At 75.3% G+C, this 15,807-nt stretch carries 2 protein-coding genes; both read left to right on the forward strand.

What is annotated here, in order from left to right; genetic code table 11:
- A partial coding sequence (locus tag ACIBJE_RS31415; protein WP_396753907.1) for a type I polyketide synthase occupies nt 1-5,486 on the forward strand: 5,486 nt, incomplete at its 5' end.
- A 26-nt stretch (nt 5,487-5,512) separates the two neighbouring features.
- The coding region (locus tag ACIBJE_RS31420; protein ID WP_396753908.1) for a type I polyketide synthase at nt 5,513-15,807 on the forward strand (10,295 nt) is incomplete at its 3' end.

A 15,807-nucleotide genomic window follows, 5' to 3' on the forward strand; every position in this document is an offset into this window, starting at 1 on the left:
TCTCGTCGATCGCGGCGACGCTCGGTTCGCCCGGTCAGGGCAACTACGCGGCGGCGAACGCGTTCCTCGACGCCCTCGCCCAGCAGCGGCGGGCGGCCGGTCTGCCGGCGACCAGCATCGGCTGGGGCATGTGGGCCACGGGTGGCATGGCCGCGCGCCTCGGCGCCGACGACCGGCAGCGGCTGGGCCGGCTCGGCATGAGCGGCCTCACCGCCACCGAGGGCACCACCCTGTTCGACGCCGCGATCACCGGGACACCGCCCACGGTGGTGGCCGCGCGGCTGCGGATCACCGGGGAGGCCGCGCAGGTCCCACCGATCGTGCGTCGGTTGGCCCGGAGCGGGACCCGCCGGCAGACGCGCTCCGTCGAGGCCGGCACGGGCACGTGGTCGGACCGGTTGACGGGGCTGTCGCAGGACGAGGCGCGTCGGCTGCTGGTGGAGCTGGTGTGTGCCCAGGCGGCGGCGGTGCTGGGGCACGCGTCGGCGCAGGCGGTGCCGGGTGGTCGGGCGTTCAAGGAACTCGGCTTCGACTCGTTGACCTCGGTGGAGCTGCGTAACCGGCTGGCCTCGGCGACCGGGCTGCGACTGACTGCGACCCTCGTCTTCGACTACCCGACCCCGGAGCGGCTCGCGGAGTACCTGCACGAGCAGTTGGGTCACTCCGTGGCAGCGGCCCCCGCCGCCGCCCGGACCGTCACTGTGCCCGGTGACGACGATCCGATCGCCATCGTCGGCATGGCCTGCCGGTTCCCGGGTGGCGTGTCGAGCCCGGAGCAGCTGTGGAACCTGGTCGTCTCGGGCCGGGACGCGATCGACGGTTTCCCGACCGACCGGGGCTGGGACCTCGATGCCCTCTACGACCCGGACGCGGACCGGGCGGGGACGTCCACGACCCGGCAGGGCGGATTCCTGTACGACGCGGCCGCATTCGACCCCGAGTTCTTCGGCATCTCGCCCCGTGAGGCCCTGGCGATGGACCCGCAGCAGCGGCTGCTGCTGGAGACCTCCTGGGAGGCGTTCGAGTCCGCCGGTCTCGACCCGCACGACACCAGGGTCACCACCGGCGTGTTCGCCGGGCTCATCCACCACGACTACGCGGGCCGGCTGGAGGCCTCGGAGGAACTGGAGGGTTACCTGGTCAACGGCACCGCCGGCAGCGTCGCCTCCGGCCGCGTGGCGTACGTGTTCGGTCTGGAGGGGCCGGCGGTCACGGTCGACACGGCGTGTTCGTCGTCGCTGGTCGCCCTGCACCTGGCCGCGCAGGCGCTGCGGTCGGGGGAGTGCGATCTCGCGCTGGCCGGTGGCGTGACCGTGATGGCCACTCCCAGCGCCTTCGTCGGCTTCTCCCGGCAGCGGGGTCTCGCCCCGGACGGCCGGTGCAAGGCGTTCGCCGGCTGCGCGGACGGCACCGGCTGGGGCGAGGGCGTGGGCATGCTCCTCGTGGAACGGCTCTCCGACGCCCAGCGGCGCGGGCACCGCGTCCTCGCCGTGCTGCGGGGCAGCGCCGTCAACCAGGACGGCGCGTCGAACGGACTGACCGCGCCGAACGGCCCGGCCCAGCAGCGGGTCATCCGGCAGGCCCTCGCCAACGCCCGGCTGACCACCGCCGACGTGGACGCGGTGGAGGCCCACGGCACCGGCACCACCCTGGGCGACCCGATCGAGGCGCAGGCGCTGCTCGCCACCTACGGGCAGGACCGGCCGGACGACCGTCCGCTGCTGCTCGGGTCGATCAAGTCGAACATCGGGCACACCCAGGCCGCCGCCGGTGTCGCGGGCATCATCAAGATGGTCCTCGCCATGCGGCACGGGCTCGTTCCGCCGACGTTGCACGTGGACGAGCCGTCCCCGCACGTGGACTGGAGCACCGGGGCGGTCACCCTGGCCACCGGGCCGACGCCGTGGCCGGCGGTGGACCGGCCGCGTCGGGCGGCGGTGTCGTCGTTCGGCATCTCCGGCACGAACGCCCACGTGATCATCGAGCAGCCGCCGGTGACGGACGTGGTCGAGGTCGTGGGGTCGGTGGCGCCGCCGGTGACGCCGGTGCTGCTGTCGGCGCGGTCGGAGACGGCCCTCGCCGGGCAGGCGGGCCGGTGGGCCGACTGGCTGGCGGGCGACGAGGCACTGCGTCCGGTGGACGTGGGCTGGTCGTCGGTGACCAACCGGCCGGCGTTGGCGCACCGCGCGGTGATCACGGCGGCCGAACGGGCTGAGTTGATCGCCGGGCTGCGCGCTCTCGCCGCGGGTGAGCCGTCGGGCACGGTGGTGACCGGCACGCAGGCCCAGCGTGGTCAGGTGGCGCTGCTCTTCTCCGGTCAGGGCGCGCAGCGTGCCGGCATGGGCCGGGAGCTGTACGCGGCGTTCCCGGTCTTCGCCACCGCGCTGGACGAGGTCTGCGGTCACCTCGACCCGCTGCTGCCGCAGCCGTTGCGGACCGTCCTGTTCGCCGAGGCGGGCACGGCGGAGGCGGAGCTGCTGGACCAGACCGTGTTCACGCAGGCCGGGTTGTTCGCGGTCGAGGTGGCGCTGTTCCGGTTGGTCGAGTCCTTCGGGATCGTTCCCGACTTCGTCGGCGGGCACTCGGTCGGTGAGATCACCGCCGCGTATGTGGCCGGTGTGCTGTCGCTGGCGGACGCGTGTGCCCTCGTGGCGGCGCGGGGTCGGTTGATGCAGGCGCTGCCGGCCGGTGGTGGGATGCTCGCGGTGGCCGCGTCCGAGGAGGCGGTCGCCGAGACGCTCGTCGGCCTGACCGACCGGGTCGGGATCGCCGCGGTGAACGGCCCGAACGCCGTGGTCGTCTCCGGTGCGGCCGACGCTCTCGACGAGGTGGAACGGGTCTGGCGGGAGCGGGGTGCGCGGACGCGTCGGTTGACGGTGAGTCACGCGTTCCACAGTCCGCTGATGGAGCCGATGCTCGATGAGTTCCGGGCGGTGGTCGAGGGGCTGACGTTCGCCGCGCCACTGCTGCCGGTCGTGTCGAACCTGACCGGCGCGCTCGCCGACGCCGACGAGTTCCACGACCCGGACTACTGGGTCCGCCACGTGCGGGAGACCGTCCGCTTCGCGGACGGGGTCACGGTGCTCCGCAAGGCGGGCGTGGACACGTTCCTGGAGATCGGGCCGCAGAGTGTGCTGACCGCGATGGCCGTCGACGTGCTCCCCGGCGACGAGGACGTGCTCGCCGTGGCCGTCCAGCGGCGGGACCGCGCCGAGGCGACCGGGCTGGTGGCCGCCCTGGGTGACCTGCACGTGCACGGCCTGCCGGTCCGGTGGGAGCCGTGGTTCACCCGTGCGGGTGCCGGGCGGGTGGACCTGCCGACGTACGCGTTCCAGCACCAGCGGTTCTGGCCCGAGCCGGCGAACCGGCGGCAGACCCCGGTCGTGGACACCGGGGACGCGGAGTTCTGGGCTGCCGTCGAGGGTGGTGACCTGACCGTCCTCGCCGAGCAGATCGGGGCGGACGCGGTGGACGCCCTCGCTCCGGCCCTGCCCGCCCTCACCTCCTGGCGTCGGGCCCGGACCCGCGACGCGGCGGTGAACGGCTGGTCGTACCAGGTGGGATGGCGGCGGATCGACCTGGGTGACCAGCCGACGACGACCGGCGGCTGGCTGCTCGTCGGTCCCGACGGCGACCCGGCGGGGGAGCAGGTCGGCGCCGCGCTGACCGCCGCCGGTGGGGATGTCCGGCGACTGGTCGTCGACCCGGCCACCGCCAACCGGGGCGGCCTGACCCGCCGGTTGACCACCGCGCTGGCCGACGGGCCGGTCACCGGTGTGGTCTCCCTGCTCGGCCTGGCCGGCGGCCCGCACCCGAAGCAACCGGCCGTGCCGGCCGGCGTCGCCGCGACCCTGCTGCTCGCGCAGGCCCTGCACGACGCCGGAGCGGCCGTCCCGCTGTGGTGTGTCACCCGGGGTGCCGTCGGCACCGGCGACGCCGACCCGGCGCGGAGCGCCGCCCAGGGTGCCCTGTGGGGCATGGGCCGGGTCGCCGGCCTCGAACTGCCGCAGCTGCGGGTGGGTCTGCTGGACCTGCCCGAGCGGGACGTCGCCCCGGACCGGCTGGCGGCGGCGCTCACCGCCGCCGGGAACGAGGACCAGCTCGCGGTCCGACCGGCCGGCGTGTACGCGCGCCGGCTGACCCGGGCCACCCCTGCCGACCCGGCGGCGGCCGAGCGTTGGCAGCCCTCCGGCACCGTGCTGGTCACCGGCGGCACCGGCGCGCTCGGCGCGCACGTGGCCCGCTGGGCGGCCGGTAGCGGCGCGGCGCACCTGGTGCTGACCAGCCGCCGCGGCGATGCGGCCCCCGGCGCTGCGGAGCTGCGGGACGAGCTGACCGCCCTCGGGGCCCGGGTGACCGTGGCGGCCTGCGACGTGGCCGACCGGGACGCGGTGGCCGCGCTGCTCGCCCGGATCGACGACGACCCGGCGCCGTTGACCGCGGTGGTGCACGCGGCCGGGCTCAACGACGTGGTCCCGCTGGTCGACACCGACCTGGACCGGCTGGCCGGGGTGATGGCCGGCAAGATCGCCGGGGCGGTGCACCTCGACGAGCTGCTCGGTGACCGGCCGCTCGACGCGTTCGTCCTCTTCGCCTCGATCGCCGGGGTGTGGGGCAGCGGCGGGCAGGCCGGCTACGCGGCCGGCAACGCGTACCTCGACGCGCTGGCCGAGCGGCGACGCGCCCGGGGCCTCGCCGCCACCTCGGTGGCGTGGGGGCCGTGGGCCGACGGCGGCATGGCCACCGACGACGCCCAGCGGGAACTGGCCCGGCGTGGGCTGCGGGCGATGGCCCCGGACGACGCGGTGCACGCCCTGCGGGTGGCCGTCGGCCGTGGCCGCACCTGCCTGACCGTGGTCGACGTGGACTGGGCGACGTTCGCTCCGGCGTACGAGTCGGCCGGCCCGCGTCCGCTCCTGGCCGACCTGCCGGAAGCCCGCCAGGCCACCCCGGCCGAGGACACGTCGGCCGACGGCGGCCGGTCGCTGCGTGAGCGGCTGCTCGCCCTGCCCGGCGACGAGCGGGACCGGCACCTGACCGACCTGGTCCGCGCCGAGGCGGCGGCCGTGCTCGGCCACACCGGTCCCGAGCTGGTCAAGCCGAGGCGGGCGTTCAAGGAACTCGGCTTCGACTCGCTGACCGCCGTCGAGCTGCGCAACCGGCTCACCCGGGTCACCGGCCTGTCCCTGCCGACCACGCTGGTCTTCGACTACCCCGACCCGGCCACCGTCGCCGGGCACCTGCTCACCGAGCTGGTTCCCGAGACGCAGCGGGAGGAGACGGCCGACCCGGCGGAGACGGCGGTGCGGCAGGCCCTGGCCACCATTCCGCTGGCCCGCATCCGCGAGGCCGGACTGCTGGACCTGCTGCTCACCCTCGCCGACGGCGACGACACCGACCACGCCTCCACCGACGAGGGCGTCGACATCGACGAGATGGACGCCGACACCCTCATCAGGCTGGCGCTCGACGGCTCCGAGTCCTGACCCTTGTCCCACGTACGGAGTAACTGATGTCCACGTCTGCAGATAAGGTCGTCGAGGCGCTTCGGGCTTCGCTCAAGGAGACCAGCCGGCTCAAGCAGCTCAACCAGCAGCTGACCGCCGCCGCCCGGGAACCCATCGCCATCGTGGCGATGTCCTGCCGCTACCCGGGCGGGGTGTCCAACCCCGACGAGCTGTGGGACCTGGTGGCCTCCGGCGGGGACGCCATCGGCGGGTTCCCCGCCGACCGGGGCTGGGACCTGGACAACCTGTACGACCCGACCGGCGAGCGGGCTGGCCGCTCCAGCACCCAGCAGGGCGGGTTCCTGTACGACGCGGCCTCCTTCGACGCCGACTTCTTCGGCATCAGCCCCCGTGAGGCCCAGGCCATGGACCCGCAGCAGCGGCTGCTGCTGGAGACGTCGTGGGAGGCGTTCGAGAGCGCCGGCATCGCCCCGTCCGGCGTGCGCGGTCAGAAGGTCGGCGTCTTCGTCGGCACCACCGCCAACGGCTACGGCGTCGGGGCGGACGGCGGCGCGGACGGCGCCGACGAGGGCTACCTGCTCACCGGCACCGTCAGCAGCGTCGTCTCCGGCCGGATCGCGTACGCGCTCGGGCTGGAGGGGCCGGCGGTCACCGTCGACACCGCCTGCTCGTCGTCACTGGTCGCCCTGCACCTGGCCTGTCAGGCGCTGCGCGCCGGGGAGTTCGACCTGGCCCTGGCCGGTGGCGTGACCGTGATGGCCACCCCCAGCGCGTTCGTCGGCTTCTCCCGGCAGCGCGGTCTCTCCTCCGACGGGCGGTGCAAGGCGTTCGCCGCGTCCGCCGACGGCACCGGCTGGGCCGAGGGCGTCGGTCTGCTCCTCGTCGAGCGGCTCTCCGACGCCCAGCGCAACGGCCACCGGATCCTCGCCGTGGTGCGCGGCTCCGCGATCAACCAGGACGGTGCGTCCAACGGGCTCACCGCCCCGAACGGCCCCGCGCAGCAGCGGGTCATCCGGCAGGCGCTGAGCAACGCCCGGCTCACACCCGCCGACGTGGACGCCGTGGAGGCGCACGGCACCGGCACCACCCTCGGCGACCCGATCGAGGCGCAGGCGCTGCTCGCCACGTACGGGCAGGAACGCGACGGCGGCGACCCGCTCTGGCTCGGGTCGATCAAGTCGAACTTCGGGCACAGCCAGTCGGCCGCCGGCGTCGCCGGGATCATCAAGATGGTCATGGCGATGCGGCACGGGCGGCTGCCGGCCACCCTGCACGTGGACGCGCCGTCCCCGCACATCGACTGGACCGCCGGGGCGGTGTCGCTGCTGACCGAGGCCCGCGACTGGCCGGCGGCGGACCGCCCGCGACGGGCCGCCGTGTCGTCGTTCGGCATTTCCGGCACCAACGCCCACGTCATCCTCGAACATGCCGCACCGGCCCCCGCCCCGGAACCGGAACCGGCGCAGCCCGGCCTGCTCACCACGCCCACCACCGTGTGGACGCTCTCCGCCCGGTCCGCGCCGGCCCTGCGTGAGCAGGCCGCCCGGCTCGCCCGGTACGTCCGCTCCCGCGAGGACCTCGACCCGGCCCGGGTGGCCTGGTCGCTGGTCACCACCCGGTCGGTGTTCGAACACCGGGCGGCCGTCGTCGGCGCGGAACCGGCACAGCTCCTCGCCGGCCTGGACGCCCTCGCCGAGGGCCGACCCGCCGGGTCCCTGGTCACCGCCGTGGCCGGCGAGCCGGCCGAGGGCCCGATCTGGGTGTTCCCCGGCTACGGCGGGCACCACCTGGGGATGGCGGCCAGCCTGATCGGGGCCTGCCCGGTCTTCGACGAGGCGCTCGCCGAGTGTCAGGCCGAGTTCGACCGCTGGTTCGACCTCGACATCGTCGCCCACCTGACCGGCGACGACGAGTCCTGGCTGGGCCGCCACGAGATCGTCCAGCCGATCCTGTTCGCGCTCACCGTCAGCCTGGCCCGGGTGTGGCGGGCCGCCGGGATGACCCCGCAGGCCGTCATCGGCCACTCGCAGAGCGAGGTCGTCGCCGCGCACGTCGCCGGGGTGCTGACCCTCGCCGACTCGGTGAAGCTGCTCGCGGTGCGGCTGCGGGCCGTCGCCGACCTCGCCGAGCCCGGCACCATGGCCGCCCTCGACCTCTCCGCCGACGAGGCCACCCGACGGCTCCCCGACGGAGTCGACATCGCGGTGGTCAACGGCCCCCGCGCGGTCACCGTCTCCGGCCCGCACGACCAGGTCGCCGACCTCGTCGCATCCTGCACCGCCGACGGCATCCGGGCCCGCGCCATCAACATCGACTACGCCTCGCACTGTCCGCTGGTGTACGCCGCCGCCGAGCGGATGCGCACCGAACTGGCCGGGCTGACGCCGAGCGCCGGCCAGGTCCGGATCCTCTCCACCGTCACCGGCACCTGGATCGACGGCACCGAGCTGGACGCCGACTACTGGGCGGAGAACCTGCGCCGCACCGTGCTGTTCGACACCGCCGTGCGGACCGCCCTCGACGCGGGGTTCACCGACTTCGTCGAGGTCTCCGTGCACCCGGTGCTGAGCATGCCCCTCACCACGATCCTCGACGACACCGGGATCCCCGGGCAGGTCCTGGCCACCCTCCGCCGGGGCGAGGACGCGGCCGTACGGATGCTGACCAGCATCGCCGCCGCCCACGCCCACGGTCTGTCGGTGGACCACCGGCGGGTTCTCCCCGCCACCGGGATCCTCACCGACCTGCCCACCTACGCCTTCCAGCGGCAGCACTACTGGACCGAACGGAGCACTTCCGCCGGCACCGGGCCGGTCAGCCCGGACGTGGTCGACGTGGAGTTCTGGTCGGCGGTGGAACGCGCCGACGTGGCCGCGCTCGCCGCCCAGCTCGACGGCGACCCGGCCGACCTGGAGGTGCTCGCCCCGGCGCTGCCCGTGCTGTCGTCCTGGCGTAAGGCCCGGTTGCAGCGGGCGGTGCTGGACGGCTGGTCGTACCGGGTGGTGTGGAAGCCCATCGGCCAGAGCAACCCGACCAGCGTCCCCGGTGACCTGCTCGTGGTCCTCCCGGCCGGCGACCCCACCCTCGACGGCTGGGTGGACGGGCTCGCCGCCGCCGACGGACCGGCGGTCCACCGGGTCCACGTCGACCCCGCCGCCGTCGACCGGCACGCGCTCGCCGGGGCACTCGCCGCGCACCGGGCCACCCCGCTGGCCGGGGTGCTCTCCCTGCTCGGCCTGACCGACGCGGAGCACCCCGGCCACCCCGGCATCCCCACCGGGCTGGTCGCCACCACCCGGCTCGTACAGGCCCTCTCCGACGCCGACCTGCCCGCCCCGCTGTGGTGCCTCACCTCCGGCGGTGTCGGCACCGACCCGGCCGAACCGGTGGTCAGCGCCGCCCAGCACGCGCTCTGGGGCCTCGCCCGGGTGGTCGGCCTGGAACACCCGACCCGCTGGGGCGGCCTGGTCGACCTGCCCGCCGACCCGGACGCCACGACCTGGGCCGAGGTCGCCCGCATCCTGACCACCGACGACGACGAGGACCAGTTCGCCGTCCGCCCATACGGCACCTTCGTCCGCCGGCTCGCCCGTACCGGTGCGCGCCCCGCCGGGCAGGTCACCCCGTGGCAGCCCCACGGCACCGTCCTCGTCACCGGCGGCACCGGCGCGATCGGCGCGCAGGCCGCCCGCTGGCTCGCCGCCAACGGCGCCGAGCACCTGGTCCTCACCAGCCGGCGCGGCCTCGACGCGACGGGCGCCCGGGAGTTGGTCGACGAACTGACCGCCACCGGCGTACGGGTCACCGTGGCCGCCTGCGACATGGCCGACCGCGACCAGGTCGCCGCACTGGTCGCCGGGCTGGACGAGGTCGCCCCGCTGACCGCCGTGCTGCACGCCGCCGGGATCACCCGGCTCACCGCGCTGGTCGACACCGACCTCGGCGTGTTCGACCACGTCATGGCCGGCAAGGTCGCCGGTGCCGCCTACCTCGACGAGTTCCTCGGCGACCGGCAGCTCGACGCCTTCGTCACCTTCGCCTCCATCTCCGGCGTGTGGGGCAGCGGTGGGCAGGGCGCGTACGCCGCCGCCAACGCCTACCTCGACGCGCTCGCCGAGCAGCGCCGTGCCCGGGGTCTCGCCGCCACCTCCATCTCCTGGGGCGCGTGGGCCGAGGGCGGCATGGCCACCACCGAGGAGGCGCAGCGGCTGCTCAGCCGGCGTGGCCTCAACCCGATGCAGCCGGCCGCCGCGCTGCTCGCCCTGCGCCGCGCCGTCGAGCACGGCGAGACCTGCCTCGTCGTCGCCGACGTCGACTGGGCCACCTTCGCGCCCGCCTACGCCTCGGCCCGGCCACGCCCGCTGCTCGACGACATCGCCGAGGCCCGCGAGGCGCTGACCGCCGGCCCGGCCGACGAGACCACCGACCACGCCGCCGCGCTGCGCGGACGGCTGACCGGCCTCACCCGCGCCGAACGGGACCGGCACCTCACCGACCTGGTCCGCGACCACGCCGCCGCCGTCCTCGGCCACGCCGGCACCGACGCGGTCAGCCCGAAGCGGGCGTTCAAGGAGCTGGGGTTCGACTCGCTGACCGCGGTGGAGCTGCGCAACCAGATCACCGCCGCGACCGGCCTGGCCCTGCCCACCACGCTGATCTTCGACTACCCGAACCCGGCCGCCCTCGCCGGGCACCTGGCGTCCCTGCTGCGCCTGGACGACGACGCCGAACCCGCCCCCGCCGGCACACCGGCTCCCAACGCCGGCCGGGACAGCGCCGACGAGCCCATCGCCATCGTCGGGATGAGCTGCCGCTACCCGGGCGGCGTCAGCGACCCCGACGGGCTGTGGGAACTCGTCGCCTCGGGACGCGACGGCATCACCGAGTTCCGCACCGACCGGCACTGGGACCTCGACCGGCTCCTCGCCGACGACCCCGAAGCCCCCGGCCGCTCCGCCACCCGCCACGGCGGGTTCATCGACCGGGCCACCGACTTCGACCCGGACTTCTTCGGCATCTCGCCCCGCGAGGCCCTGGCCATGGACCCGCAGCAGCGGCTGCTGCTGGAGGCCACCTGGGAGGCGTTCGAGCAGGCCGGCGTCGCCCCCGACCGGCTGCACGGCACCCCCACCGGAGTGTTCGTCGGCGCGTCCCCCACCGGCTACGGCACCGGCGACGAGACCCCCGGCCTGGACGGCTACCGGCTCACCGGCGGCGCGCACAGCGTCATCTCCGGCCGGGTGGCGTACACGTTCGGCCTCGAGGGCCCGGCGGTCACCGTCGACACCGCCTGCTCGTCGTCGCTGGTCGCCCTGCACCTGGCCGTGCAGTCGCTGCGGCAGGGCGAGTGTGACCTGGCGGTCGCCGGCGGCGTGAACGTGATGGTCACCCCCGGGGCGTTCGTGGAGTTCACCCGGCAGGGCGGCCTCTCCGCCGACGGGCGGTGCCGGTCCTTCGCCGCCGCCGCCGACGGCACCGGCTGGGGCGAGGGCGTCGGCGTGCTCCTCGTCGAGCGACTCTCCGACGCGCAGCGCCACGGTCACCGCGTCCTCGCCGTGGTGCGCGGCAGCGCCGTCAACCAGGACGGCGCGTCGAACGGGCTGACCGCGCCGAACGGCCCCTCGCAGCAACGCGTCATCCGGCAGGCCCTCGCCAGCGCCGGACTCAGCACCGCCGACGTCGACGCGGTCGAGGCACACGGCACCGCGACGACCCTCGGCGACCCGATCGAGGCGCAGGCGCTGCTCGCCACGTACGGGCAGGACCGGCCCGCCGACCGGCCGCTGTGGCTGGGGTCGATCAAGTCGAACATCGGGCACACCCAGGCCGCCGCCGGGGTGGCCGGTGTGATCAAGATGGTGCAGGCGCTGCGGCACGGCGTGCTGCCCCGCACCCTGCACGTGGACGAGCCCACCCCGCACGTCGACTGGTCGGCCGGCGCGGTCGAACTGCTCACCGAGGCCCGGCCGTGGCCGGAGACCGGCCGTCCGCGCCGGGCGGCGGTCTCCTCCTTCGGCGTCAGCGGCACCAACGCGCACATCATCATCGAGCAGCCGCCGGCCGAGGTGGTGGAGGGCGAACTCGTCGAGCCCAGCACGCCGTCACTGGTGCCGGTGCTGCTCTCCGCCCGGGGTGAGGGCGCACTGACCCGCCAGGCCCGGCACTGGGCCGACCGCCTCGACGCGGGCGACCCGCCCCGACTCGTCGACATCGGCTGGACGTCGCTGACCGCCCGTACCGCGCTGGAACACCGCGCGGTGCTGTTCGCCGCCGACCACGCCGACCTGACCACCGGGCTGGCCGCGCTCGCCGCCGGTGAACCCACCGACGCGGTGGTCACCGGCCGGGCCACCGACCGGGGTCCCGTCGCGCTGCTCTTCTCCGGTCAGGGCGCGCAGCGCGCCGGCATGGGCCGGGACCTGTATGCCGCGTTCCCGGTGTTCGCCGCCGCGTTGGACGAGGTGTGCGGCCATCTGGACCCACTGCTGCCGCAGCCGTTGCGGTCTGTCCTTCACGCCGAGGCGGGCACGCCCGAGGCGGAACTGCTGGACCAGACGGTGTTCACCCAGGCCGGTCTGTTCGCGGTCGAGGTGGCGCTGTTCCGCCTGGTGGAGTCGTTCGGTGTGCTGCCCGACTTCGTGGGCGGCCACTCGGTCGGCGAGATCACGGCGACGCACGTGGCCGGGGTGCTGTCCCTGGAGCACGCCTGTGCCCTCGTCGCCGCCCGGGGCCGGCTGATGCAGGCGCTGCCGGCAGGCGGCGGGATGCTGGCGGTGGCCGCGCCGGAGGCCGAGGTGGCGGAGACGCTGACCGGACGGACCGACCGACTCGGGATCGCCGCCGTCAACGGTCCGGAAGCGGTCGTCGTGTCCGGTGCGGTCGACGCGCTGGACGAGGTGGAGCGCGTCTGGCAGGGCCGGGGTGTGCGCACCCGCCGGCTGGCCGTCAGTCACGCCTTCCACAGCCCGTTGATGGAGCCGATGCTCGACGAGTTCCGTGGCGTCCTGGCGGGGCTGAGCTTCGCCGCGCCGCTGGTGCCGGTGGTGTCGAACCTGACCGGCGCGCTCGCCGACGCCGACGAACTGCGCACCCCGGACTACTGGGTGCGGCACGTCCGCGAGGCGGTCCGGTTCGCCGACGGGATCACCGCGCTGCGGGCCGCCGGAGTCGACACGTTCGTCGAGATCGGACCCGGCGCGGTGCTCACCGCCCTGGTCCGCGAGACCCTCACCGGGGATGCCCACGGCGTCCTCGCCGTGCCCACCCAGCGCCGCGACCGCGCCGAGCCACACGCCCTGCTGACCGGACTGGCCGAACTGTTCACCGCCGGTGGCCCGGTCGACTGGACGCCGATCTTCGCCGGCACCGGCGCCACCCGGGCCGACCTGCCCACGTACGCCTTCGCGCCGGAACGCTACTGGCTGCGCCCCGCCGGCCGGTCCTCGGACGTCTCCGTCGCCGGCCTCGGTGCCGCCGGGCACCCGCTGCTCGCCGCCGCCATCCGGCTGGCCGGCGAGGACGCCGCCGTGCTCACCGGCCGGCTCTCCGTCGCCGCCCAGCCCTGGCTGGCCGACCACGTGGTGGCCGGCGCGGTGGTCGTCCCCGGCACGGCCCTGGTCGAGCTGGTGCTGCGGGCCGGCGACGAGTTCGGTCCCTGCCGGGTGGGGGAGCTGACCATCGCCGCCCCGCTCGTCCTCCCCGCCCAGGGCGCGGTCCGCGTCCAGGTCCGGGTCGGCCCGCGCGACCACACCGGTTGGCGTGCCGTCACCATCCACTCCCAGCCCGACAACGACCCGGACGGCGACTGGGTGCGGCACGCCGAGGGCGTGCTCACCGCCGTCGACCCCAGCGACGACGCCGGCCTCGGCGCGTGGCCCCCGACCAACGCCGTCGAGGTCGACCTCGACGGCTGGTACGAGGCACTCGCCGGCCACGGCATGACCTACGGGCCGGTGTTCCAGGGCCTGCGGCGGGCCTGGACGGCCGGCGACGACACCGTCTACGCCGACGTCGCCCTCCCCACCACCCCCGACGGCAGCGCCGGTTTCGGCGTGCACCCCGCCCTGCTCGACACCGCCCTGCACCCGACCGCCCTGCTGCCGGGCGACGGGACCAGCGGCCCGAAGGCGCCGTTCGCGTTCACCGGCGTCCAGGTGCACGCCGTCGGCGCGGACACCCTGCGGGTCCGGCTCACCCGGGTCGGCGGCGGCGTGCGACTGCTCGCCGTCGACGACACCGACCGTCCGGTCGTCTCCGTCGACTCGGTCGTCCTGCGCGAGATGACCAGCGTCGACCCGTCGGCGGCCACCCTCGCCGCCCGGTCGCTGTTCCAGGTCGCCTGGCAGGCCGACCCGACCGACCCCGTCGAGGCACCCCGGTCCGCCCTGCTGGGCGCGTCCACACCGGCACTCCCCGGCGTTCCCGCGTACCCGGGAGTCGCCGAGCTGGTCGCCAGCGGCGACGTACCCCCGCTGGTCCTGCTGCCGGTGCCCGCCGCGCCGGCCGACCTGCCGGCGGAGGACCTGCCGGCCGTGGTCCGGGCCACGACCGTCGACGTGCTCGGCGTGGTACAGGCATGGCTGGCCGCCGACGACCTCGCCGACACCCGACTCGCGGTCGTCACCCGGGGTGCGGTGCGGGCCGTCGACGTCGACCCGGTCGACGAGCTGGTCGGCGCGGCCGTGTGGGGCCTGGTGCGCTCCGCCCAGTCCGAGCACCCCGGCCGGATCGTCCTGGCCGACCTCGACCGGGACCTCGACGCGTCGGCCGTCGCGCTGCTCGCCGCCGCCGACCCGACCGTGGCGCAGCTCGCGGTCCGTGGCGACGCGGCCCTCACCCCCCGCCTGGTACGCGCCGACACCCCACCCTCGGACATTCCGCGACTGCGCGGCGGCACCGTCCTGGTCACCGGCGGCACCGGAGCCCTCGGCGCCCTGCTCGCCCGGCACCTCGTCACCGAATGGGGCGTGGACTCCCTCGCCCTGGTCAGCCGGCGCGGGCCCGACGCTCCCGCCGCGGCGGAACTGATCGCCGAGCTGACCGGCCTCGGTGCCCGGGCCCACGTGTTCGCCTGCGACGTCACCGACCGGGACGCCGTTCGCGCCCTCGTCGGAAAGGTCACCGAGGCCGGAAGGCTCGCCGGTGTGGTGCACACCGCCGGTGTCCTCGACGACGCCGTCGTCACCGGCATCGACCCCGACCGGCTCGCCCGGGTGCTCGCACCCAAGGTCGACGCCGGCTGGTGGCTGCACGAGGCCACCGCCGACCTGGACCTCGACCTGTTCGTCACGTTCTCCTCCATCGCCGGGGTTCTCGGCTCACCCGGCCAGGGCGCGTACGCGGCAGCCAACAGCTTCCTCGACGCCCTCGCCGGCCACCGCCGGGGACACGGCCTGCCCGCGCACTCCCTCGCCTGGGGCATGTGGGACACCGACGGTATGGCGGCCACCCTCAGCGCCGCCGACCGTTCCCGGGTCACCCGCGCCGGCCTCGGCCTGATCACCGGGCCCGTCGGCGTCGCGCTGTTCGACGCGGCCGTCGCCACCGACACCCCCGCGCTCGTCCCCGCCGTCGTCGACGTGCCGGCCCTGCGCGCGGCGGCCACCGCCACCGGCGTACCGCCGATGCTGCGTGCCCTCGTCGGTACCGTGACCACCCGCCGCCAGGTCGGCGGCGGCGCGGCCGGCGGCTGGGCGCAGCGCCTCGCCACACTCACTGCCGACGAGGCCCGTGCCCAGGTGGACGTGTTGGTGCGTGGTCTGGTGGCGCAGGTGTTGGGGCATGGTGGTGCGGAGTCGGTGCCGGCGGATCGGGCGTTCCGTGAGTTGGGTTTCGACTCGTTGACGGCGGTGGATCTGCGGAATCGGGTGAACGCGGCGACGGGTCTGCGGCTGGGGTCGACGTTGGTGTTCGACTATCCGACGCCGGCTGCTCTGGCCGGGTACGTGTACGAGCAACTCACCGGCGCGGTGGGCGCCCGTACGGAGGTGGTCGCCTCCGCTGCTGTCGACGAGCCGATCGCGATCGTCGGTATGGCGTGCCGTTACCCGGGCGGGGTGGACACCCCGGACCAGTTGTGGGAGTTGCTGGCGGGCGGCGGTGAGGGCATCGGCGAGTTCCCGACCGACCGGGGCTGGGACCTGGAGTCCCTGTTCCACCCGGACCCCGACCACCCGGGCACCTCGTACGCCCGGCACGGCGGCTTCCTCACCGGGGCGGCCGAGTTCGACCCGGCGTTCTTCGGGATCTCGCCGCGCGAGGCGGTGGCGATGGATCCGCAGCAGCGGTTGCTGCTGGAGGCGTCGTGGGAGACGTTCGAGTCCGCCGGTCTGGACCCGGC

Origin of the sequence: Micromonospora sp. NPDC050187 (assembly GCF_044459745.1) — a bacterium.
GTDB lineage: Bacteria > Actinomycetota > Actinomycetes > Mycobacteriales > Micromonosporaceae > Micromonospora.